Source organism: Mycobacterium sp. Root265, assembly GCF_001428895.1.
Classification (GTDB): Bacteria; Actinomycetota; Actinomycetes; order Mycobacteriales; family Mycobacteriaceae; genus Mycobacterium.
In genome coordinates, this window is sequence record NZ_LMJA01000029.1 from 277,595 (window position 1) to 300,204 (window position 22,610).

Consider the following 22,610-nt stretch of genomic DNA (forward strand, 5'->3'; position numbering starts at 1 on the left):
CGCCCTATCCGACCTTCGTCAGGGTGAAGCTGCCCCGGTAGGTCGCCCCGGCCGGATCGCCGCAGCCCGCAGCGGACTGAACGTTGACGGCTGTACCGCTCAGCGACCCTGCATCGAGCGAAAAGGTGACGGTGCCGGGCACCGTCACGCCATCGTTGGGTGGCTTGCACCGGACGGCCTGTGCGGACTGGACGATCAGCACCCACTGCCCGTCGGCCAGCCGGGCCTGCCCGCCGTAGGGGTTCACCCTCGGGTCGGTGACGGGGGTGACGGCCACGTCGGCGCATCCGGGTCCGCACGGCGTCACCGCCCACGTACCGAATCGACCGGTGTCGGATTGATAGCTGTAGGTGCCGCTCAACTCGCCCGGTGTGCCGGCGGGAGGCCCACCGGCCCAGGCGTGGCCCGCTGATCCGACCGCCACGCCCGCCGCGATGATGAACACCGCGGACCGCCCGCCGATGATGGCCATGCCGTTCCTCTCGTGGACGCCCGCAGGTGGTGCTGCCGACGGGGTCAGATCTGTCCGGGCATCCCGCCGATGCCGGCGATGCCGGGCATCCCGCCGTCCATGGCGGGCGACGGTAGGGAAATCGTCGGAGGCGATGGCAGCGCATACGGGCCGCCCCCGCACACCGGATCTGCGGGCTGGCTGATGCAGGAGTCGTCGTCGGGGCCGGTGGGAGGTCCGAATGGCCCGGGAGGTTCGAGCGGCACGGGCGCGTCGAAGGCACCGGTGGTGGTGGGCATCGCGAACGCCTGCGCGGGGGCGCCGGAGGCAGCCAGAAGGATGAGCGCGCCACCCACAACGCTCTTCGTCACGGTGCCGCGTAATCCCTTGGTGGTCCGTGTCATCGTGCACTCCTCCGCAGGGTCTCACCGCAATCCGATACCCAAACATATTGACGGCGAGGGATATTCGTTACAACCCGACCGTCGGTGGGATCGCCTGATCGCAGGCTAACCGATGGAACGGGCGCCGACAGCGCTTTGGGGGAAGCGCCTCAGGCTGCGCTCGGTTGTCGCGGACGCGTCGAACCGGGCGCGATGCACGACTACCTACGCCGTCCCGTGCCAACGCTTGGGATCGTCTTCGAGCGATTCGCGGTCCCATCCCGCCAGATCCGCAGCCGCAAGGTAGGTGAACTCGAGAAAGTCCAGCACCAATTGGTGCGGATCGTTCGCGGTGCGCGCCGCCTCATACGGCAGCAGGTACTGCCGGAGTTTGTTGTCGTAGAAGGCCCCTTCGGGGCAACCCGGGAACTCGGCGTAGCCGTCCGGCTCGGGGTACGCGTAGGCGTAGAACGCGCCCTCGTCGCCACCACCGGGCCAGAAGCCGCAACTGGACAGTTCGTGGGAGTAGCCCTCAACCATGACCCAGTCGCCACAGTTCGGTGCTCCTCCGGGGTGAGCGGGAGCGGGACGTCCGGAGAAGCGGCTGCACGCCAGGTCAAATGAGCCCCAGAAGAAGTGCACCGGACTGACCTTCCCGATGAACCGGGCCCGGAACTGCCCGATGACCCGGTCGGCCTGGATCAGTTGTTGCCAGAACGTATGGACCGCGTCGGCGTCGTATGCGGCGTGGAGATTCTCGGCGAAGGGGATGGCCGGGTCCACCTCGTTGGGGCCGGCGGAGATCTGAACCTCGATGCCCAAGCGGGCGAGTAGGCCCAGCACGTCGTCGTGAAACTGGGCAACGGAGCGGTCGCGCAACGCGATCTCACCGGAGCCACCGTCGCTCACCCGGACCTTCAGCGCATGGTCGACAAAGTCGAATTCCAGGTCGAACAGCCGCGTGTCCACCGGAATGGCCGATGTCGTCAGTCCGCGCGGTGACACATAGAGCGGCACCTGCCACCAATGGTTGAGCAGCGGTGCATGCGCCAGTCGTATCTTCCCGACGATCTGGGTCCACATGTGCAACGTGTGGCGCGTGGGCTCCCAGTCAGCCACCCGCAGCGCCGGCCACCCCGTCGTTTGCCCGCTCACATCGTTCTCCCTTGTCTCAGATGACGGCTGATTGCGAGCAGGCGCTCACACCGCCGGCGTCACATCCGACCCGGATCCCTTGATCGAAGCCTTGGCCCGCTTCTCGGCACGCACCGTCCGCGTACCGCGCACGAATCCGGTCGCCGAGATCGTCGCCGATACCAGCGCCGTCTCACCGTTGGCAAGCGGGTGGAAACCGACACCGGCGCCACCGCGGCCCTTCACCGGGATGTCGGCGACTTCGGTGACCTTCCAGCCCTTTTCGGATACTGACAGGATGGCTTCACCATTGCCGCAGGACACCGGTAACGCTGCGATGACCTCATCGCCGTCGGCGGCGAGCTTGACCCCCGCCACGCCGTTACCTGCCGCGCCCTGCGGATTCACCGCTGCCGGGTCGATCCGCAGCACCTTTCCGCGGCGCGTCACCAGCGCCAGGTGATAACCATCGGCCAGCACCCCGGAGGCCACCAGACCGGTGATATCCGGCGCCACCGGGATATCGCGGATCTTGTAGGGCAACCCGTTGCCGTTGGTGAACTTGATCCGGCCGTCGGTCCACACCGCCCAGCCCAGGCCGGAGCTGAGCAGATCTCCGTGGCTGTCGGAGAACACGCCGCGGTCATCGAGACGCCAGGCGGCGTTGACCTTCCGCTCGCGGGGTCCGTCGTCGTCGGTGCCGGCGGTGACGGGTGCGGCTTCCAAGTCCAGCACGGTGCGCCGGTCGAACTCGGGGCCCTTGAACAGTTTCGCGGTCTCGACCAGTTCCTTGTCGATCACCTTCCGGCGCGCATCGGGATTGGTCACCAGCTCGGTGAGCTCGATGAATTCGGCGTCCAGTTTGTCGGCTTCGGCCTGCAGCTCGATGACGTCGAGTTTCGTCAGCCGGCGAAGCTGTAGCGCCAGCACGTAATTGGCCTGCTCCTCGTCGATCGCGAACCGGTCCTGCAGGCCCCGGCGGGCGTCGTCGACGGTGTCGGAGTTGCGGATCACGGCCACCGCGGCATCGATGTCCAGATGGATGGTCATCAGACCGGCGACCAGGTGACGCCGCGCGGTGACCTTCTCCAGTCGGTATTCGCTGCGGCGCAACACCACCGAGTCACGCAGGTGCAGGAACGCGCCGATCAGTTCGCGGACCGTCCACCAGCGCGGCACCCGGTCCTCGTCGAGCGCCACCAGGCTGGCCGCGAAGGTCGACTCCAGCGGTGTCAGTGCGAGCAACTGGTCGCGGATCGTCTCTGCGCTGTGCCCGCGCTTCGCGGTGACCACGATGCGCAGTCCGTTGCGACGATCGGTCAGGTCGGACATATCGGCGACACCCGACATCTCCCCTGATTCGACAAGTGCCCGGATCCTTTCCTGCACAGTGTTACTCGCGACGCCGGGCGGTAGCTCGGTGACGATGACGTTCTTGCCGTCCACCGACACCGTGCCGCGGACCGTGAGCTGTCCGCGCCCGGTGGTGATGTACTCCCGCAGCCCGGCGGAGCCGACCACGGTGGCCCCGCATCCCCAGTCCGGGCCGGGGATGAGCTTCATCAACGTGTCGTCGGTCGTGTTCGGCCGGGCCAGCAGCGCGCGGCAGGCGGCCATGATCTCGCGCGGATTGTGCGCGGGCACCTTGGTGGCCCAGCCTTCCGCGATGCCGACCGCACCGTTGCACAGCAGCACCGGCCACTGGGCGGGCAGCATGGTCGGTTCGGTCCACTCACCGTCGAACGTCGACACCATCGGCACGGCGTGATCGTCGAGCTCGGCGGTCAGCGCGGCCCCGGGGGCGGACAGCCGCATCTCGGTGTAACGGTCGGCGGCGGGAATGTCACCCTGGATGCGCGGGAAGGCGCCCTGCCCGTCAATGACTTTCACGCGCTGGAACTCGGCGGCCATGAGTGCCGCGGCCCCGTACATGGACGCGCCGCCGTGCGGATGCAGGTTACCGGTGACGGCGGAACACACCTTCGAGGATTTCTGCGGCTTGTTTCCGGGCAGCAGCCTCGAATCGTGCATCTGGTAGAGCAGGCGACGCTGGCCGGGTTTGAGCCCGTCGAACGCCGACGGTATGGCGCGGTCGCTCACGCTGTAGAGCGCGAACGTCAGCTGGTAGTGATTCCAGTAGTCATCGGCGCTCTGGTCGAGCACCAGGTCGGGATTCTGCTCGGGAAGGTCCAGGGTGGCGGTCACAGTGTTTCCTACGTCCTCTTACGTCAGGTCCAGCGCGGCGGTGTCGACACGGGCGGCGACATCGGCCATCCACGTACGCCGGCCCTCCGGTGGCCCGCCGAACAGGGTGTGGTGCAGCTTGGCGTCGCCGTCATCGAGATGTACGCGAATCACTGTGCGCCGCTGCGGATCCAACACGGTGTTCCAGAAGTCGTCGGCATCCATCTCGCCGAGGCCCTTGTTCCGCTGCACTTCCACCTTGCGTTTGGAGGTGGCCTTCAGCTGGGCCACCGCGGTATCCCGCTCGGATTCGTCCTGGCAGTAGATCCGCTCGTTGCCGTCCTTGACCACGAACAGCGGGGGCAGGGTCACGTAGACCATTCCGGCTTCCACCAGCGGCCGGTAGAAGTCCAGGAACATCGAGATGAGGCTGGAGTTGATGTTGCCGCCGTCGGGGTCGGCATCGGAGGCGAACAGGATGCGGTCATAACGGCATTGCTCGGGGTCGCAGCTGTCACGCACCCCGCAGCCCAGGATCCGTTCGATCGAATCGAACTCGTCCTTGACCCGGGCCTTGTTGACGGTGAACCCATAAACGTTGGGCGGCTTGCCTTTCAGCGGAAACGCGGCCTGGAAGGTCGCGTCGCGAGCCGCCTTGATGGTGCCCAGCGCCGAGTCGCCCTCGCACAGGAACAATTCGGCTCCGGATCCACGTCCGGTCTCCCGGCTGGGCAGCAGCTTCGGCGGCAGCGACAGGTTCGTGCCCAGCCCCTTGGCCTTCGAGGCCGCCCGGGACCGGGCCTTGGCGCCCTCGGCGCTGCGCCGTGCCCGCGCCGACTCCAGGGCCAGCTTCGTCCACAGCGACACGGCGTCACCGTTGGCCGGGTTGGCCGCCCAGATGGTGACGCTGCGTGCCACGTCCGGGGCCATCGCCAGATTCAGCGAACGTGAGGACACCGCGGTCTTGGCCTGCGAGTCCCACGCCACATCCGGGGCGCGGGTGTCGACGGCCAGTGCGGTCACCGCGACGAAATCCTGTGGTTCCGGGCCGTCCTCGCCCTTGGCCAGGCCCAGGTCGCGAATCCGGGAAGCACGGTCGGCCAGCGCTTCGGACAGACCCTTCATCGCGGCTGTCAGGTGGGACCCGCCGCCCGGGGTGCGCACAGTGTTGCAGAACGCCGCGATGGTGGCCGGCTCGGCCGGTCCGGCGGTCAACGACCAACGGAACGGGGTCGGTCCGCGACCGGTGGTGTACTCACCGCGGCCCTCCACGACGGCACGGACGCCGGGCGGGGGAGTGCCCGCGGCGGTGCACATGAGGTCGAGCAGGGTGTCGCTGCCCCAGGGTCCGCTGAACGGTTCGAGCAGCGCCGGCGGCACCTCGGCACCGGGCCAGCCCTCGTCGATCACCGTCAGGTGTACGCCGGGCGACATCCGCGCCGCGGCGTGCGCGCGCAACAGCACCTCGCCGACGTCCACGGTCGAATCCGGCACCACGACCGGGTCGAACAGGATGCGCACCGTGGTGCCGTGCGCATCGGGCTTGCGGTTGCCGGTGCCGCGTAGCTTCTGGGCGTCCGCCCTGGTGAATGGCGCGTTCGGGTCGAAATCCTTGCCTTCGAACGATCCGGGGTAGCCGGCGCCGAAGCTCTGCAGGTAGGTCTTGCCGGCCCGGCGCACGGTCACATCGGTCCGCGCCGAGATGAAGACCGCCGCGGCGGCGCCGATGCCGTTGAGGCCGGCACCGGTGCTGGTGGCATCGGAGTGCGCGGAGAACTTGCCACCGGCCCGCGCGGTGCCGAGGGTCTTGACGATGCCGTTCTTGCCGGTGATGGGGTCGGAGTCGACGGGCAGGCCGCGGCCGTCGTCGGCGACGCTGACCGATCCGTCGGCGTGCAGGGTGATGGTCACGGTGGAGCCGCCGTGGCTGGGATCGGCGACCTCTTCGATGGCGTTGTCGACCAACTCGCGCAGGGCGGTGTTGAGCACGTCGAGGCCCAGGTTCACCGCCGGCCGCAGGCGCGTGTGCTGGACATCGTCGAGCTCGGTGATGTCTGCGGCGTTGTAACTCACTGCTCGTTCTCTCCGTCTGGGCCGGGACCTGAACGCGCAGGTCCTGTCTGCATACCAGTGTGCCCCGGTGCCTGCGATCTGCTCGGCAAGCACGCGTGTGCCGGAGGAATGGTAGTCGGACGGCCCGACAACGCAGCGCACCGTCGCCGCGCTGTGACGGCACGCACAGCGCGGTCGGGACCCGCCGGCGGCCGCCCGGCGTTACGTCTCGTCGGCGATCTGGTGGCGGTCCTGGTGCAGCCCAGGGCCCTCCGGATCGTGGTGCTGGTCGTCGAGTTGCTCCTGCATCTCGGCCTGTTCCGCGGTGACCTCGGTGGCATCCTCGGGCGTGGGTGAGGGACTGCGGTGCTTCGCCATGTCAGTGCTCCGACTCTGCTCGATGCTTCTCCACCACGTCCGGGGCGACCTCGCGGGTGGCCATCCCTCCGGTGCGGCCCTGGTCGGTGGGGCCGGGAGGCTTTGGTGCCTCGTCGCTCTGCTCGTGCGGTACGGAAGCTGCTGCGTTCTCATTCATCGGCTAGGGATGCCCCGCCGCGCTGGTTTCCACGCCTGGCCTCCGCGCGCTCGCCTACTCGGCCGGCCCGCGCGTGTTGACGACCTGGTCCGCGATGTCGACGAGCCGGGTGTTGCTGTCCTGGGAAAGCCGGCGCAGCAGCGCGAACGCCTGCACGGCGTCGACATTGAAGCGCTCCATGACGATGCCCTTGGCCTGACCGATGCGATCACGCGTGGACAGTGCGGAGTGCAGCTCTTCGGTCTGGCGGCTGGCCAGAATCGCGGCAGCGGCGTGCGCGGCCAGCGCCGAGCCGACGGTCTCGGCGTCGGAGCTCCAGACATTGGGGTGAAAGCTGAACAGGTTGAGCGCCCCCGCGGTGCGATCGGCGGTGTAGAGCTTGAAGGACAGACCGCTGAGCACACCGAGCTCCAGGGCTGCCGGCGACTATTGCGGCCAGCGCGGCTCGTTCCGGAAGTCGTCGGTGCGCACGACCACGTCCTGCAGCGCGGCCTGCCGACACGGCCCCTCGTCGTACTCCATCTGGAGCTCGTCCAGTTTGTGCGGCAGATCGCTGGTGGCGGCCAACGACTCGAAACTCGAGTTCTTGCTGACCAGGAGAATGCCTGCGGTATCGGCTTCGGGGATCAACTCGAGCGCCGCGGATGTCACATCGGCCAGAACGCCGTCGACGCTCTGCAACGCGACGTTGCGCGCGAGTTCGGCCATGCGCAGGATCAGCTCATGGCTCTGCGAATCGGTCATGAGACCACCCTACGAAGCCCGCTCCGCATATGTGAAGGGTCGCAGACCGCACACCCCGCCCAGTGTGAGGTCGGCGCCGGACTGAGCCGAGTTCGCGCCGTTCTGCATTGTCGATCTCCCGGGTGGGTCGATACTGGCCGGGCGAGGAGAGGGGAAACGGCCAAATGACAACTGCCACCGCAGGATCTCGTTCCGAAAAAGGGCTGGCCCGGGTCGCCCAGTCGTTGGCGGGCTGGACCGAGAAGTGGTTCCCGGACGCCTACGTCGTCGCACTGGCCGGTGTCGTTGTCGTCACCGTCGCCGCGTTGGCCAACGGATCCTCACCGCAAACGGTGGTCGACGCTTTCGGCAACGGCTTCTGGGACCTCACCGCCTTCACCCTGCAGATGGCCATGGTGGTGTTGACCGGATACGTCGTGGCCACCAGCCCGCCGGTGGCCAGGCTGATCGACCGGCTCGCCACAGTGCCCCAATCAGCAAGGAGCGCAGTCAGTTTCGTTGCGTTCCTGTCCATGTCGGTCTCCTTCCTGAACTGGGGCCTCAGCCTGGTGTTCGGCGGTCTGCTGGCCCGCGCGATCGCGCGGCGGACCGATCTGCGGGTGGATTACCGTGCGCTCGGCGCCGCGGCGTTCATGGGCCTGGGCGCGGTGTGGGCACTGGGGATGTCTTCGTCGGCCGCGCAGCTGCAGGCGACCGCCGCATCGCTGCCCGATGAGCTTCTGAAGATCACCGGGGTGCTCGACTTCGGCACCACGATCTTCACCTGGCAGTCGCTCGCGACGTGCGCCATTCTCATCGCGCTGACGGTGGCCATCGCGCACTTCTCCGCGCCCAGAGGGGCGGCGATCAAGACCGCCGAGGACCTGGCGGTGGACCTCGACGACCAGACCGAGGAGGTGCCGCCACGCTCCCGCCCGGGTGAGTGGCTCGAATACAGCCGGGTACTGCCCATCCTGGCGGGTGTGATGACGCTGGGATGGCTGATCTCCCAGCTGTTCACCAAGCCGGTCCTATCGGTCGTCAGCAGCCTCAACGGGTACCTGCTGGTGTTCCTCATCCTGGGACTGGTGCTGCACGGCACACCCCGAAAATTTCTGCAGGCCGTCGCCAGGGCGGTGCCCGCGACGGGCGGCATCCTCGTCCAGTTCCCGCTGTACGCCGCCATGGCCGCGATCCTCACCAAGGCCGAGGGGCGCGGCGGACACACCGTCTCCGATCAGCTCGCGCAGTTGTTCACCAGCGTCGGTGGCGGGGCGTTCGCCGTCGTCATTGCCCTCTATACCGTCGTACTCGGAATCTTCATCCCCTCCGGCGGTGGCAAGTGGCTGGTCGAGGCGCCGTATGTCATGCAATCGGCCACCGATGTGCAGATGAACCTGGGCTGGACGGTGCAGATCTACAACGTCGCCGAGGCGTTACCGAACCTGATCAACCCGTTCTTCATGCTGCCGCTGCTGGCGGTGCTCGGCCTGCGGGCGCGGGATCTGGTCGGATTCACGTTCCTGCAGTTCATCTTTCACCTACCGGTGGTCCTGGCGCTGGTGTGGCTGTTCGGCATGACGTTCGACTTCGTTCCGCCGGTCATACCTGCTACCCCGTAGGGGCGGCCAGTTCGAACAGTGAGTGTGCGAACTGGGCGCTGAGAAAGGCGTGGGCGCGCTCCTCGGTCCAGCCCAAAACGCTGACGGTGAAGTGGAAGCCGTTCTGCGGGCCGTAGTGGTAGAGGGTGATATCGGCGAAGTCCTCGTCGGTGAACGAGCCCGTCAACCCACCCAACTGCCGGAACCTGCGCGCGATCTCGTGCAGTGCGGTCCGGTGGCGAATGATGGCCTGGGTCAACGCCTCTGTCGCTTCGGCGTCGTGCGCGGCGGTCGCGGCCACCAGTTGGACGATATCGTCGAACTGCCGCCAGAATTCCAGATAGGAGTCCGCGAGGACGGCCAGGGCCTCGTCCAGAGTGCCGGCGGCGTTGACGGCGTCGAGTGTCTCCTGGACCAGGGGTGCGGTGGTCCATGAGTCCATCAGCGTGCGGAGCAGCCCCTGTTTGCCGCCGCATTGCTGATACACGGTTCCGGCCGACACCCGGGCGGCCGCGGCGATATCGCTGACCGTGGTGGCGAAGTAGCCGCGTTGAGCGAACAGGGCGCGGGCGGCATCGACGACGTCGCGCCGGGTCTGTTCGGCGTATTCGTCGCGGCGGGAGCGCCGCGGGCCGGTCTCTTTCGATGTCATCGGAGAGTGGCCTGGCAAGTCATAGCGGTGGGAGATTATCAGAGGCCTGAACAACCACTCAAGCGATTTCACTCACTAATCACTTGTTGAACACGCCGTCATTGACTACAGTCACGCTACAGCGAGTGCCGGTCAGATCCGAGGAGACTTGATGGAGCGTGCCGGCCATGTCCGCCGCTAGTGCCATCGAATACCAGGTCACGTCGGCCGACCTAATCACCGAACTGGCCGCCCAGGCGAAAACCGAAGGTGTCAACGCCGGTGCGTGGCCGGGAGTGACGTTCTACCGCTTCACCCAGCCGACGGAACCACAGTGGGATGACACCAGGACCATCTCGATCGGCATCGTGGCGCAGACCTGCAACGACACCTTCGACTGCGTGGTGATCGGCAAGTGGCCCCACGGTGGGTGCCAGGCCTTCGACGCTTCTCCCGAGCGACCGTGCCTGTGCGTTCGATTGGATGTGGATCCACAGCTCGTCAGGCAGGTGGCCGCCGGCATGGCGCTGTGCGACAGCACGTTCGAGGCCGACGATCACGGTGAGGACTGCGTGGTGTCCGGGATCGACGGCGTGTTGATGAGCAGCGTCGTACGCTTTCTGCGCTCGTTGTCAGTGGACTCCGACCGTCGGGTGCTGGCCCCGCTCTACCTGCAGGAGTTGGTATATCGCGTGCTGCAGCGCGATCAGACGGCGAGCCTGATGCGCATCGCCGCCCGCCAGAGCGCCATGAACTGCGTCGCCGCGGCGACCGACTACATCGCCGCCCACCTCGCGGAGCCGTTGACGGTCAGTGAACTCGCCAAACAGGTGAGTCTGAGCCCGTCCGCGTTCTCCCGCCTGTTCCGTGAGATGACCGGCCGCTCGCCCTACCAGTTCGTCAAGGAACAGCGGTTGATGCGTGCCCGAGACCTCCTCGGGCAGGGACGACTCGGCGTGACCGATGTGGCCCGAAGCGTCGGATACCCGAGTCTGTCGCACTTCATCAAGGAGTTCCGTGCCCGCTTCGGTTCTAGCCCAGGCGAATTCGTTGAGGCGCGCGGGCTGAGCCGGCGCGTGAGAACACCACGGACAGGAACGTCGACCCCCGTGGCGTAGCGGTGACCGATCCCGCCCATCGCCGAATCAGCCGTGGCCATCGAGTCGGAGCAGGAAATCGCGGATGTATCCGCTGATTTCATCGCCGTGCGTCTCCAGTGCGAAATGCCCCGTGTCGAGAAGGTGATATTCCCCGTTGGGGAGGTCCCGGCGGAATGCCTCCGCGCCGGCGGCGCCGAAGATCTCGTCATTCTTGCCCCACGTCACGAGCAGGGGCGGCTGATGTGTGCGGAAGTACTCCTGGAAGCCCGGGTACCCGTCGAGGTTGAACTGGTAGTCCCAGAACAGCTGCAGCTGGATCTCGTTGTTACCGTCGCGGTCCAGACCGGCCTGGTCGAGGACCCAGGCCTCCGGGGCGATGCGGTCGAGTCGGTCGGCGGGTACCCCGTGCGTGTACTGCCAGTGCGTGGTTGCGGCGGTGAAGTATTCGCGGACGCCCGCCTCATTGGCGGCACGGTCCTTGGCGTGCGCGAACAGGATGTCCCAGAACGGGGTGAAGCCTTCCAGATAGGCGTTGCCGCTCTGGGAGATGATCGCGGACACCCGCTCAGGAGTTCGGCTGGCGATGCGCAGCCCGATGGGAGCGCCGTAGTCGTGGATATAGAGGGCGAATCGCTGCAGTCCCAACTGAGAGATCAACCCTTCGGTGATCTCGGTCAGACGGTCGAAGCTATAGGTGAACTCGTCCACCGATGGTGTTGCGGAGCGCCCAAACCCGATGTGGTCGGGAGCCACCAGGTGGAACCGGTCGCTCAGCGAACTGATCAGGTTCCGGAACATGTGTGAGCTGGAGGGGAATCCGTGCAACAGGAGAATCGTCGGGTTGGCGGGATCACCGGCCTCGCGGTAGAAGACGTCCAGGCCGTCGACGGTGGCAGTGTGATAGCGCGTGGCGAAAGCGTTCATCGATTCCTCGTATCGTGGGGAGTTCCGACTCTATGAGGTTGATGCACAACCGAAATAGCGTATTCGTGCCCGGTGGGTGTCCATTCCGCCCCAACACCACACGCGGGGGCCGGCGTCCGGGCAGGCGTGCTTACATGGGGCGGTGAGCAAGCACTACGGAGCGATCGCGTTCACCGACGCGGTCCGTGAGGTCCAGCACCGGTACGGCAGCGACGGCTTCTACGACCGTAAACGTGTTCAGGGAACCGCCGCGCCCGGTGCGGACGTCCTGACCGAGGACGAGAAGGACTATCTCGCCGAGCGGGACAGCTTCTATCTGGCCTCGGTCGGCGAGACGGGGTGGCCCTACGTCCAGTTCCGCGGTGGCCCCGCCGGTTTCCTGCGCGCCGTCGACGACAGCACCATCGGGTGGGCGGACTTCCGCGGCAATCTGCAGTACATCAGCACCGGCAATGTCACCGGCAACGACCGGGTGGCGCTGATCGCCGTGGACTACGTGCACCGGCGCCGGCTCAAGATTTTCGGCCGCGCACGGGTGGTCACCGTCGAGGACGATCCCGCCCTGATCGAGACCTTCGCCGATCCGGGGTACGACGCCGTGGTCGAACGTGCCGTACTCGTCACCGTCGAGGCCTACGACTGGAACTGCCCCCAGCACATCACGGTGCGGTTCAGTGCCGCGGACCTCGAACCCCACCTCGCCCCTCTGCACGAAGAACTCGAGGCGTTGCGACGCGAGAATGCCGAGCTCAGGGAAAAGCTCGGCCACGGATGAGGTGGTAAGACGCGCTCATCTGGGTATGCAGAGCCACGTGAGCACACCAGAGCATGTGGAGAACACCGGTGACAACCTTCGTGCTGCGGCGGAAGTGCAGCAGCGGGAGCGTGACGGCGAGACGGGCTCCGAGCGCTCGATCGACCAACCCGCCGTCGACGTGCCGTTGCCCGATTTCAACAGTTAGGTCCGCCCGCCCCAAGCTAACTCGGTGTTTGAGTGTGCGGCGAAATGGGCATCCTGGCTAGCGCGCAGGGTCCCCTGAGCCGCCACCGGTCAACCGTTCGGGGAGATCATGTCCAGCTATCCCACCATCGGCGTGGAAGAAGAATTCCTACTCGTCGACCCGGAGTCGGGTGAACCGGTCCCGCTCAACACCCGGGTTGCCGAACGTGCGAAGGCCGCCGGCGTGGATTTGCAACTGGAATTGACCAGCTGTCAGGTCGAGACCGCCACCGAGGTCTCCGACACCGTCGCCGATGTGCGGACCCAGCTACAACGGTTGCGGCGGGTCGCCGGCGAGGCCGCCGACAGCGCCGGGGCACGGTTGCTGGCCGTCGGCCTGCCGCCCACGCTTCCGCAGCATTTCCCGATCACCGATTCCGACCGTTACGGGCGAATCGCGGACCGGTTCGGCATGATCGCGCACGAGCAGGGGATCTGCGGATGTCATGTGCACGTGGCGGTACCGGACCGCGAAGCCGCGATCCGGGTGAGCAACCGGCTGCGGCCGTGGCTGCCGCTGCTGCTGGCCTTGACCGCCAATTCCGCCATCTACCGCAATGCGGACAGCGGTTACGCCAGCTGGCGCCAGGTGCTGTGGGCGCGGTGGCCCAGCGCGGGCCCGCCGCCGTATTTCGATTCGGCAGCCGACTACGACGACGCCGTGCAGCGGATGCAGGACATCGGCGCGATGCTCGATGACGGCATGGTCTATTGGGACGTCCGCCCGTCCGAGAAGTTCCCGACCGTGGAGGTGCGGGTCGCGGACGTACCGGCCACCGTCGCCGAGACGGTGCTGCACGCCGCGCTCACTCGCGCCGCGGTCATGACGGCCCTCGACGACGAGCGCAACGAAGTGCCTGTCCCGGACATCCGCGCGCACGAATTGGCGGCGGCTTACTGGAATTCCGCACGCTACGGACTCGACGGCCGCGCGGTCGACCCCTTCGGCAGCGGCCCGGGGACCGCACCGGCCATCGACGTCGTGCGCGCCCTCGTCGACCGGGTCAGCCCGGCGCTGCGCGCGGTCGGCGACTTCGACTTCGTCACCGGCGAGCTGGCCCGTATCCACGAGCAGGGCAACGGGGCCGTGCGTCAGCGGGCCGCCTGGGAACGCCGTGGTGAGGTGTCCGATGTGATCGAGTCGTCCGCGGCGGCCACCGGCGAGGGCTGCTGATCCAGCAGCACGACCAGCCCGCGATCGCCGTCGACGCGTACCCGGTCTCCGGTGCGCAGCACCCGGCTGGCCACCAATGTATTGACCACGCAGGGTAATCCGTACTCCCTCGCCACGACCGCACCGTGTGAGACCGAGCTGCCGATATCGGTGACCAACGCGGAGATGACGGCGAAATACGGCGTCCACCCGACATCGGTCACCGGGGCCACCAGGATTTCCCCGGGCTGCAGGTGCCGCGCCTCATCGACTGAATGTGCCACGCGAACAACACCTTCAACTGACCCGCGACCGGCCGGGCGGCCCACGATCTCCCCATCGGATGAGGCCGCCGCGATCCGGACCACCGGTGTCGGCCGTCCGACCGAGACGTCATCGAACTCCAGCGCAGCCTGAAACGCCAGCGCCTCGCGACGGCCCATCGCGCGGGCCACCAGTTCCGCCGGATCGCCACCTCTCACCAGACCGGGCAGCTCGAGGCGATCGAAGAAGAACACCAGATCGGCATCCGGAAGACGGCCGGCCTCGCGCAGCACCTCGCCGAGATGCCGGTAGCCGCGTTTGAGCAGGTGGGCCACCAATGCCATTCGGGACTTGGTCTCTTCGCGGCCGCGCGCGCCGCCCTGGGCCAGGCGAGCGAGCGTACGTAGTGAACGCGACTGTGGCGCGGTCTGTTCGGCCGCGGCGGTGACGTCCTGCCCCGGCGCGCGCAGCATCACCTGCATCATCGCACCGAGTCCCGCGGGATCGTCGGCCCAGGACGGATCGCGCATGCACAGTTCGCGATAGCCGCGGTGACCGTGGGCGTCCAGGAACTGCCGCAGCGCGACGCCGCCGGGGTTGCTTGCCTTCCGCAACCCTGCGACAGCCTCGGCGGGCGAGGAGGCCAGGAACTGTTCGGCAGCGGTCCGGTCGTGGCGCAGTGTGCGCACCACCGAGTTGAGTTGTTCGACCATGAGCGCGCTCTCGACGCCGGCGCCGGTCATCAGCCGGATCGCTTCGGCACTGCCCTCGGTCTCGGTGTCACCGCGCTTGACGGCCTGCCGAATGAGGTGGCTTTCCAGCACATTCGCTGCGACCGCGGAGCGTGAGGAGGATCGGACGTGGGTGAGGGTGACGTCGCGGTAGATCTCGACGCCGGTCTCCAGCTGAGCCAGGACGACCTGCGGATCGCGGCTGGTGAACTCCGGGAACCGCGCGATCGTGGCGGGCATGCGTTTGATGGCCGGCCCCGCGCTCAGCGCGAAAGCACTCAGCCGGATGGTGTTGATCAACCTGCGCGCGAACGGTTTTGGCGCACCGGCTTCCAGTTCGTCGATCACGCGCCCGCAGATCGACATGGAGAATTGCTCGCGGGAGTTGCCGAGGATGCCCGAGCTCAGCGCGGTGCCCTCGGTCATGTTGAGGAACATGTGGCCGTAGAAGTAGCCGACCTGCGGCCAGCGGTCCTCGTAGTGTTCCTGCACGCCGCCGGCGACCTGGACCATCTGCATGGCGTAATCGATGGCGTGCCCACTGACCGATGCGGTGAGCGGGCAGAAGGCCCCGGGCATCATTTCGCCGATGTTGCAGCGGGTGTAGACATGCGTGGGGCCGGTGACGGGTGTGTCCATCTCGTTCAAGTCGCCGGGCAGCGTGGTGATGGGCCGGGCCTGCAGCCACCACAATTCGCCGGACTGGTCGATGGCCCACTCGAGATCCAGCGGATGGCCCCAGCGCCCGGCCGCCAGCAGCGCTCCTTGGCGGATCCGGGCGATCTCGTCATCGGACAGCGCAGGTCGCGCCCCGACCTCATCGGCCACCGAGATCCCGGCGTGGGTCAGTACGTGATGGTCCGAGGACGTCGAACCGTCGACGAGGGCCTCGCCGAGCCCGTGTACCGCGTCGATCACCACCAGATCGCGCCGCCCCGAGGTCGGGTCGGCGGTGAACACCACCCCTGCTGCGCGGGCGTCGACCATCTGCTGGACCACCAGATGCATATGGGCTCGTGAATCGGAGTATGACGACGCGCGTTCCGAGGAGACCGACCCGATGCACCGGGTGACCGCCACGGCGAGGCTCTCGACGGAGTCGACGCCCAGCACGGTGTCGTACTGGCCCGCATAGGACTGCTCGGCACCGTCCTCGCCGGCGGCCGAAGAGCGCACCGCCACCGGCGTCGAACCCGCGGCCTGCATGCGTGAGAATCGCGCTATGACCGCCTCAGTCAGGCCCGAGGTCGACGGGTGTGGGATCACGAAGCCGGTGGGCACGGGCACGCCGAGCCGGATCAGCTCAGCGAGGCCGAGCGCTTTCCCGCCGAAGCTGTCGTCCACCACATCGCCGAGGTCGACGACGGCAGGTATTGCATCAGGCACCGCAGTAACGTTACATGTGTCACGTATATGACGGCAGAGAACGGACGACCACGAGACGCGCGCATCGATGTCGCGGTCCTCGATGCCGCCGCGGCACTGCTTCCGGAGGTCGGCTATGCGGACCTGACGGTCGCGGCGATCGCTGACCGCGCGGGCACGTCGCGGCCTGCGGTGTACCGGCGCTGGCCGAGTAAGGCCCATCTCGTGCACGAGGCGGTCTTCCGCGACGCGGACACCTCCATCGTTGCGTCCACAGGGCGCCTGGACGAGGATCTGCGCAATATCGTGGCGCGGACCGCGGCGCTGCTGACCTCGCCGCTGGCCCGGGTCGCCGTGCCCGGCCTCATCGGCGAGGCCGCCTCCGACCCGTCACTGAACCAGCGCCTGCTGGATCGGTTCGCGGGACGCGGGTGGAGCGGATTGGACGCCTATCTGTCCGAAGCGACCGCGCGAGGACACCTGAAGCCCGGGTTCGACGCCGGCGTGCTGCTGGAACTGGTCATCGGCTCGGCACTGGCCGCCATCCTGGTCCGCGGTCCGGACGGTCTGACCGCGGCATGGGTGGACAACACCGCGGCGATCCTTCTCGACGGTGTGCGGATGCCGACAGGCGGGTAATACTCGTGGCATGGACGCAACCCCGCCGGTATTGCTGTACGACGGTGTGTGCGGAGTATGCAACGGCGCCGTACGCACCATCCTTCGCTTCGATCGCCACGGCACGCTCCACTTCGCGGCGCTGGACAGCGATTTCGCGCGTGACGTCATCGCCCGCCACCCGCGGCTGGCGGGCCTGGATTCGGTGGTCTTCGTCCGCGACCCCGGCGGGCCGGCGGAGACGGTCAGTACCGAGTCCGCCGCGCTGCTGCAGGTGGCCGACTACCTCGGCGGCTACTGGAAGCTGGCGACGGCGGCACGGGTGATACCCGCATTCGTCCGGGACCGGCTGTACGCGGCGTTCGCGGCTGTCCGGTATCACGTCGGCGGCAAGTACGACACCTGCCCCATCCCCTCGCCTGAGGTGCGCGGCCGCTTCCTCGATGCCACGTACGGCTGACGGAATCAAACCCCGTCTGCACCCGTTACACCGTATGTCGCCGGGCGATTGCCCCCGACAGAAGCGGATAAAGGTAAGAGGCGAGAACGATGAAGAACTTCGGATTGGCAGGACTGGTCGCAGGAGCGTTCTCGGCGGCCGTGATCGGCTTCGCCGGACCGGCCCAGGCCGACGCACACGCGTTCGATTTCCCGGTGCTCGGCTATGGCAACGGCGACGGCGTCTACGACAATGACAGCAACTACCCCTGGCGCGATCAGCTCGTCCCCCGGGTATACGTGCCGCACGTGGACACATCCGTGCGTAACTGATCCACCGAAACGACATGAGGGCGCCCACTTTCGTGGGCGCCCTTTGTCGTGTCAGCGGCTCGGAACCGGACAGTCGGCTACAGGATGCCGATGCCGCCGTAGCCGCCGTAGCCCCAGGGCCACATGCCGAACTGGCTCTCGCCGAGCTGGCCCGGAGAGCTGGTGATCTGGGCATTGCCCGGACTCTGGCACACGGTGCTGCTGCCGGACACGATGCTTCCGGCGTTCGTGCAGTTGGTGGGTTCGGCCGACGCCAGCGGCGCTGCGACGATAGCGCCGGCGGCGCCCGCGGCAGCGAGCAGTGTGGCGGCGGTCCAACGTGACTTGATCACAAGGGTCCCTTTCATGGGGTGGGTGAAGCGAAGAGGTTGATGGGCGCGGCTGTCAGAGGATGTCGACGTCGCCGTCACCGTCGGTGTCACCGCACCGGATCCGGATGTCCTGCAGCGGCTTCCGGATGCCCTTGAGCTCGGCGCCGATCTGCGGGTTGGCCTCGAAGTACTCGTTCACCTTGGCTTCGATCTCGTTGTGCGGAAGACCGTGCAGGCCGGTGAAGAAGGTGTTCACCTCGGGGTGGGTGAACAGGTAGGCCGAGGTGGAAGCGGACACACCGGATGACACACCGGCCAAGTCGGCCGCGGTGCAGTTGGCCGGCGGTTCGGCGAAAGCGGTGGGAATGGCGGCGAACAGCGTCGCACCGGTGAACGCGCCGGCCCCTAGGATTCCGGCGACCGTGCGACGGACGTTGAGCGACATTGATCGGCTCCTTTGTGATCGATGGTCGGGGAGGCGCCCGACACTTGGCAGGACGCCGGGGTGGTGGTCCTGACCTGCAAAGCTAACCAGATTCCAACAGGAGATTCTCGGCTTGTGCACAGACTGCTGAGCTGGATCCGCTGAGAGCGGTGTGTCGCATGAGGCGTCGGCAGGCCTGCGTACAGTGCAGGCAACAAACATTTTTGACGCCAATGTCTATTTGCTGTAGCGGTTTAAAATCGCGTTCAAGTGCGAACAAGGCCGCATATGTGCATAGCTATGACATTGCGTTTTCAACAAAGAAGGCCAATATCGCTACGCCGGGATCGTAATTCCCTTTACAGTCTCGGTGGCGACAGCGGGAAACCACTGCGGACGGAGGGGAGCCTGTCCACGCCGAACAGATCCGGGGGCACGGACAGAACGATGGAGAGAACTCTATGTGTGCAGCCCCCGCCCGTCATCGCGTCGCGCGCAGCGGAGCTCCCCGGGACGGCCGGCAGTGGTGGCTGGCCAAAGACCTTCTCGCCGAGTCCGAGTCCACCGCCGCGGTGCGCCACGCACGCAAGAACCCGGCGAACCACGCACTGAACGTCGGACGCGTCGGTGCACTGGCGGTCTCGCTGGGCGTCGGGTTCGCGATCGCCAGTACCGCGCAGCCGGCCTACGCCGACACCGAGACCGGCAGCAGCGCGAGCAGCGAGTCGTCGTCATCCTCGGACGCAGCCGATTCCGATAAGCCGTCCGCGTCCGCGGATGACTCATCGGACTCGCGTCCGACCATCACTCGCAAGCGCGCCCCCAAGACGGCGACGAAGCCGAGCGCCACGGCGATCACCGAAGAGCCGGCCGAGGATCCCGAGCTCAGCGAACCCATCGAAGAGCCGGCCAGCGCGCCGACACGCAAAGCGCGGGCCCACATCCCGCTCGACAGGCCGCTGGAAGTCCAGAAGGCCGTCACCGCAGTGCTACAGGCCTCGCCGGACCCCGAGACCGAGACCGTGACGCCCGTGGCGGCCGACACCGCGCAGGCAGCGTCGGAGGCCCCGGTGATCGAGGTGCCGCAGGCCCCGGCAATCGAGGACACCAAGCCGACCGTCGGCGCCGTGACACCGAAGATGACCGCGGCCAGCGCCACCCTGGGCACCCAGTCGGCGACCACACCGAATCCGCTCGATCTGCTGGTGAACACCATGATGGCCTGGGTCGCCCGCCAGATCAGCCACACCTTCGTCAACAGGACTCCCGTCGCCGGTCCGATCGTCTACGAGCAGAACGCGCTCGGACAGGTCTACATCGACCTGAACGCCACCGATCCCAACGGCGACGTCCTCAGCTACGAGATCATCCAGCCCGAAAAGGGCTGGGTATACCGGGATCTCATCAGCGGGAAGTTCGTCTACACCCCGTGGGCACTCGTCACCGGCCAGCCGCTGGTGGACAGCTTCAAGATCGTCGTGCACGACGACAGCGAGCACCTGCCCGGCGTCCTCGGCCAGATTCAGACCCTGGTCGAGAACGTCACCCGCTTCCTGGGAATCGCCCAGGCCGACAATCTGACGGTCACCATCCCGGTCACCGTCGACCCGGTCTACCAGAACCCGCCGCTGGTCACCCCGATCATCGGCGGTGGCTACACGATCGGCAAGGAACCGGCCCACATCGTGTCCACGGTCGACATCGTCGACGGCGACTCGATCGGGCTCAAGCGGGTGGTCATCAAGGTCGCGACGCTGGCTCAGGTCGGTGATGTGCTGACCTACAACGCTCCGGTCGACAGCCCCATCGTCGGATCCTGGGATCCCGCTACCCTGACCCTGACGCTGTCGGGCTCGGGAACGCTTGCGCAGTATGAGGAAGCCATCAAGGCGGTGACCTTCTCGGCGACCCAGGGCGCGCTGCTGGTGCGCGGAATCAGCATCTCGGCCACCGACGAGGAGGACGTGGACAACATCGCGCCCGGCTTCGTCACGGTGAGTGTCTGGCCCGCCACGAAACTTCCGCCGCTGGTCACCCCGATCGCCGGTGGCGGGTTCACCCTCGGCGGCAACCCGGCGAAGGTCGTGTCCGCGGTCGACATCGTCGACGGTGATTCGGGCAAGCTCTCCAAGCTGACCGTCAAGATCGCGACGCTGGCCCAGTCCGGCGACATCCTGAACTACGTTGCGCCGTCCGGCAATCCGGTCGTCGGCACCTGGAACGCGGCCGAACGCACCTTGACGTTGTCCGGCGACGCAACGATCGCGCAGTACGAGGAAGCGCTCAAGGCGGTCACGTTCTCGGCGACCGGCGGTGCGCTGCTGGTGCGCGGGTTGTCCATTTCGGCCACCGACGAGGACGGTGTGGACAACATCGCTCCCGGGTTCGTCACCGTCGGTGTGGGCGCCGCGCCGACCCTGCCCCCGCTGGTCACCCCGATCGCCGGAGGTGGGTTCACCCTCGGTGGCAACCCGGCGAAGGTCGTGTCCGCGGTCGATATCGTCGACGGCGATTCGGGCAAGCTCTCCAAGTTGACCGTCAAGATCGTGACGTTCGCCCAAAGCGGTGACGTGCTGAATTACGTTGCGCCGTCCGGTAACCCGGTGACCGCGACCTGGAACCCGGCAGATTTCACCCTGACGCTCACCGGCGCAGGCACGCTGGCCCAGTACGAGGAAGCGCTCAAGGCCGTGACGTTCACGGCGACCCAGGGCGCGGCGCTGGTGCGCGGACTCTCGATCTCGGCGACCGACGAACACAGCATCGCGAATATCGCGCCCGGCTTTGTGACACTGGGTGTTTCGTCGCCGACGCGCTACGTGCCGCTGGTGACGCCGATCGGCGGACGGTCCTACACCATCGGTGACTCCCCGATGAAGCCGGTCGCATCCGTCAGCATCGTCGACGCCGATTCCAGCCATCTGCAGAAGGTCACGGTGAGTGTCACGACCTTCGGCAAGTCCGGGGACACACTGATCTTTGCCGGCTTGTCCGGCAACCCGGTCACGGCGGTCTACGACGCCGGGACCCGGACGCTCACGCTGACGGGCATCGCGACCAAGCAGCAGTACGAGGACGCACTGAAGGCGGTCACGTTCACTGCCACCCAGGGCGGCTGGACCACCCGGACCATCCTGATCGTCGCCACCGATACCGACGGTGTGAGCAGCGCACCCGGGTCACTGACCCTGTCGGTGTGGTGACCGTGCGGGTCAGCTGAAGCGGATGTTCAAAGTCGCAAGGCCGAAGATCTTTCGGCCTTGCGATTTTGCGCCGACGATGACGACGCCGGAGCGGGTCTCGGCGTCCAGCGACTTGATGCGGCCGCTGTACTCGATATCCGCTCCGCCGTCGGCAGGCACGGTCGCAGGCTGCGACAACCGCACCGCGTAGCGGGTGACCGAACCCGGATCACCGGTCCAGGAGGTGCCGAAGCTGGCGCCCAGCCCCATGGTGAGCATGCCGTGGGCCAGCACATCGGGCTGGCCGGCGAGCTTGGCGACGTTGTCGTCCCAGTGCAGCGGGTTGGCGTCACCGGCCACGCCGGCGTAGTTCACCAGGTCGCCCCGGGAGAGCCGGGTGTGATGCACCGGCAACTCGTCGCCGACGCTCAGTCCGTCGAACGACGGCGAGGTCGGCGTATGACCGGATTCGGCAATCCGCTGGGTGCCTTCGGGCCGTTCGGTCTTGCGGTAGCCCTCGCCGTTGCTGTCGGTGCCGAGCATGTTGATGCCGTGCATCATCACGTTCGCCACGGCCGGCCGGATGGCCGGGTCGACATCGTCGCTGCCGATGCCCACGACGGTGGTGTGCAGGGTGTGCACCACCTCCCCGGCGGTATCGGTGAAGGTGTTGGTGACCGTGATCAGGTCGCGGCCGGCGATCCTGCGCACCGCCGTCAACTCGACGTCGATGGTGAGCTCGTCACCCTCGACGATCGGGCGGTGCTGCTCGAAGACCTCCTCGGTCTGCAGGTACATGTCGTAGCCGACCACGACCTCCTCGAACATCCGCTGGTTGCACGCCATTGCGGGGCCCGAGGTGAAGGTCAGCGGCGCCACCAGGCCCGGGTAGCCGAGCTTCTGGGCTTCGGCGACCTTCCAGTGGGCGGGGTGGTTGTCCTGAACGGCGCGAGCGAACTCACGGATCTTCTCGCGTCCGACGAGGTAGGTGTCGTCCATCTGATACCAGTGGCCGACCCGGTCTTCGAGTAGGGACGTTTCTGCTGCTGCGGTCATGACTGTGCTCAACTCTT

General features: G+C 67.0%; 22 protein-coding genes and 1 pseudogene. 9 read left to right on the forward strand and 14 right to left on the reverse strand.

Going from position 1 to position 22,610, the window contains the following annotated elements; genetic code table 11:
- Positions 1 to 4: 4 nt before the first annotated feature.
- The 8 genes and pseudogenes from ASE48_RS21995 to ASE48_RS22020 form a co-directional block, all read right to left on the reverse strand.
- Positions 5 to 472, reverse strand: coding sequence for a hypothetical protein (locus ASE48_RS21995; RefSeq protein ID WP_057169255.1), 468 nt, complete (start codon positions 470 to 472; stop codon positions 5 to 7).
- Between the two features lie 44 nt (positions 473 to 516).
- The gene (locus ASE48_RS22000; RefSeq protein WP_057169256.1) at positions 517 to 855 is read right to left on the reverse strand and encodes a hypothetical protein; all 339 of its coding nucleotides are present in this window, start codon (positions 853 to 855) and stop codon (positions 517 to 519) included.
- Between the two features lie 204 nt (positions 856 to 1,059).
- A complete protein-coding gene (locus tag ASE48_RS22005; protein ID WP_082614345.1) occupies positions 1,060 to 1,989 on the reverse strand; it encodes a DUF5996 family protein in 930 nt (309 codons plus the stop codon).
- Between the two features lie 45 nt (positions 1,990 to 2,034).
- Positions 2,035 to 4,173 carry a DNA gyrase subunit A gene (locus ASE48_RS22010; protein WP_057169257.1) on the reverse strand — a complete coding sequence of 713 codons (2,139 nt, stop codon included), beginning with the start codon at positions 4,171 to 4,173 and terminating at the stop codon, positions 2,035 to 2,037.
- Positions 4,174 to 4,191: 18 nt separating this feature from the next.
- Positions 4,192 to 6,225, reverse strand: a complete 2,034-nt coding sequence (locus ASE48_RS22015; protein ID WP_057169258.1) for a toprim domain-containing protein — start codon at positions 6,223 to 6,225, stop codon at positions 4,192 to 4,194.
- A 201-nt stretch (positions 6,226 to 6,426) separates the two neighbouring features.
- A complete protein-coding gene (locus ASE48_RS33180; protein ID WP_200962225.1) occupies positions 6,427 to 6,582 on the reverse strand; it encodes a hypothetical protein in 156 nt (51 codons plus the stop codon).
- 1 nt (position 6,583) lies between these two features.
- Positions 6,584 to 6,739 carry a hypothetical protein gene (locus tag ASE48_RS33185; protein WP_200962226.1) on the reverse strand — a complete coding sequence of 52 codons (156 nt, stop codon included), beginning with the start codon at positions 6,737 to 6,739 and terminating at the stop codon, positions 6,584 to 6,586.
- A gap of 54 nt (positions 6,740 to 6,793) precedes the next feature.
- Positions 6,794 to 7,483, reverse strand: a pseudogene (locus ASE48_RS22020) (GAF and ANTAR domain-containing protein).
- 164 nt (positions 7,484 to 7,647) lie between these two features.
- On the opposite strand from ASE48_RS22020, the gene ASE48_RS22025 reads away from it, so the two are divergent.
- On the forward strand, positions 7,648 to 9,084 hold the full coding sequence (locus ASE48_RS22025) for a short-chain fatty acid transporter (RefSeq protein WP_057169259.1): 1,437 nt from the start codon (positions 7,648 to 7,650) through the stop codon (positions 9,082 to 9,084).
- On the opposite strand, the gene ASE48_RS22030 is transcribed toward ASE48_RS22025, so the two are convergent.
- A complete protein-coding gene (locus ASE48_RS22030) occupies positions 9,074 to 9,715 on the reverse strand; it encodes a TetR/AcrR family transcriptional regulator (protein ID WP_057169260.1) in 642 nt (213 codons plus the stop codon). The genes ASE48_RS22025 and ASE48_RS22030 overlap by 11 nt on opposite strands.
- Before the next feature lie 167 nt (positions 9,716 to 9,882).
- Here ASE48_RS22030 and ASE48_RS22035 point away from each other — a divergent pair, with 167 nt between their 5' ends.
- Positions 9,883 to 10,812 (forward strand): helix-turn-helix domain-containing protein, encoded by a 930-nt coding sequence (locus tag ASE48_RS22035; protein WP_057169261.1) that lies wholly within the window; start codon positions 9,883 to 9,885, stop codon positions 10,810 to 10,812.
- A 27-nt stretch (positions 10,813 to 10,839) separates the two neighbouring features.
- Here the strand turns inward: ASE48_RS22035 and ASE48_RS22040 are convergent, their stop codons facing one another.
- Positions 10,840 to 11,718 carry an alpha/beta fold hydrolase gene (locus tag ASE48_RS22040; RefSeq protein ID WP_057169262.1) on the reverse strand — a complete coding sequence of 293 codons (879 nt, stop codon included), beginning with the start codon at positions 11,716 to 11,718 and terminating at the stop codon, positions 10,840 to 10,842.
- A 142-nt stretch (positions 11,719 to 11,860) separates the two neighbouring features.
- On the opposite strand from ASE48_RS22040, the gene ASE48_RS22045 reads away from it, so the two are divergent.
- From ASE48_RS22045 to ASE48_RS22050, 3 genes are all read left to right on the forward strand, one after another.
- Entirely contained in the window at positions 11,861 to 12,493 is a 633-nt protein-coding gene (locus ASE48_RS22045; RefSeq protein ID WP_057169263.1) for a pyridoxamine 5'-phosphate oxidase family protein, read from the forward strand.
- Between the two features lie 37 nt (positions 12,494 to 12,530).
- A complete protein-coding gene (locus tag ASE48_RS32835) occupies positions 12,531 to 12,680 on the forward strand; it encodes a hypothetical protein (RefSeq protein WP_156409323.1) in 150 nt (49 codons plus the stop codon).
- A 108-nt stretch (positions 12,681 to 12,788) separates the two neighbouring features.
- On the forward strand, positions 12,789 to 13,892 hold the full coding sequence (locus ASE48_RS22050) for a glutamate--cysteine ligase 2 (RefSeq protein ID WP_057169264.1): 1,104 nt from the start codon (positions 12,789 to 12,791) through the stop codon (positions 13,890 to 13,892).
- Here the strand turns inward: ASE48_RS22050 and ASE48_RS22055 are convergent.
- Complete coding sequence (locus ASE48_RS22055) at positions 13,811 to 16,252, reverse strand: PEP/pyruvate-binding domain-containing protein (protein ID WP_082614346.1); 2,442 nt, start codon at positions 16,250 to 16,252, stop codon at positions 13,811 to 13,813. The two genes, ASE48_RS22050 and ASE48_RS22055, sit on opposite strands and share 82 nt — an antisense overlap.
- 27 nt (positions 16,253 to 16,279) lie before the next feature.
- Between ASE48_RS22055 and ASE48_RS22060 the strand changes: the two genes are divergently transcribed.
- The 3 genes from ASE48_RS22060 to ASE48_RS22070 all read left to right on the forward strand — a co-directional run bounded on the left by ASE48_RS22060 (position 16,280) and on the right by ASE48_RS22070 (position 17,620).
- Complete coding sequence (locus ASE48_RS22060; RefSeq protein WP_057169265.1) at positions 16,280 to 16,870, forward strand: TetR/AcrR family transcriptional regulator; 591 nt, start codon at positions 16,280 to 16,282, stop codon at positions 16,868 to 16,870.
- A gap of 10 nt (positions 16,871 to 16,880) precedes the next feature.
- Positions 16,881 to 17,309: a thiol-disulfide oxidoreductase DCC family protein gene (locus tag ASE48_RS22065; protein WP_057169266.1), complete on the forward strand. Its 429-nt coding sequence runs from the start codon at positions 16,881 to 16,883 to the stop codon at positions 17,307 to 17,309.
- A gap of 89 nt (positions 17,310 to 17,398) precedes the next feature.
- Entirely contained in the window at positions 17,399 to 17,620 is a 222-nt protein-coding gene (locus ASE48_RS22070; RefSeq protein WP_057169267.1) for a hypothetical protein, read from the forward strand.
- A gap of 77 nt (positions 17,621 to 17,697) precedes the next feature.
- On the opposite strand, the gene ASE48_RS22075 is transcribed toward ASE48_RS22070, so the two are convergent.
- Positions 17,698 to 17,967 (reverse strand): hypothetical protein, encoded by a 270-nt coding sequence (locus ASE48_RS22075; protein WP_082614347.1) that lies wholly within the window; start codon positions 17,965 to 17,967, stop codon positions 17,698 to 17,700.
- A gap of 37 nt (positions 17,968 to 18,004) precedes the next feature.
- Positions 18,005 to 18,376 (reverse strand): heme-binding protein, encoded by a 372-nt coding sequence (locus ASE48_RS22080; protein ID WP_057169268.1) that lies wholly within the window; start codon positions 18,374 to 18,376, stop codon positions 18,005 to 18,007.
- 440 nt (positions 18,377 to 18,816) lie between these two features.
- Here ASE48_RS22080 and ASE48_RS22085 point away from each other — a divergent pair, with 440 nt between their 5' ends.
- The gene (locus ASE48_RS22085; RefSeq protein ID WP_057169269.1) at positions 18,817 to 21,558 is read left to right on the forward strand and encodes a hypothetical protein; all 2,742 of its coding nucleotides are present in this window, start codon (positions 18,817 to 18,819) and stop codon (positions 21,556 to 21,558) included.
- A gap of 9 nt (positions 21,559 to 21,567) precedes the next feature.
- On the opposite strand, the gene ASE48_RS22090 is transcribed toward ASE48_RS22085, so the two are convergent.
- A complete protein-coding gene (locus tag ASE48_RS22090) occupies positions 21,568 to 22,593 on the reverse strand; it encodes a fused (3R)-hydroxyacyl-ACP dehydratase subunits HadA/HadB (protein WP_057169270.1) in 1,026 nt (341 codons plus the stop codon).
- Between the last annotated feature and the right edge of the window lie 17 nt (positions 22,594 to 22,610).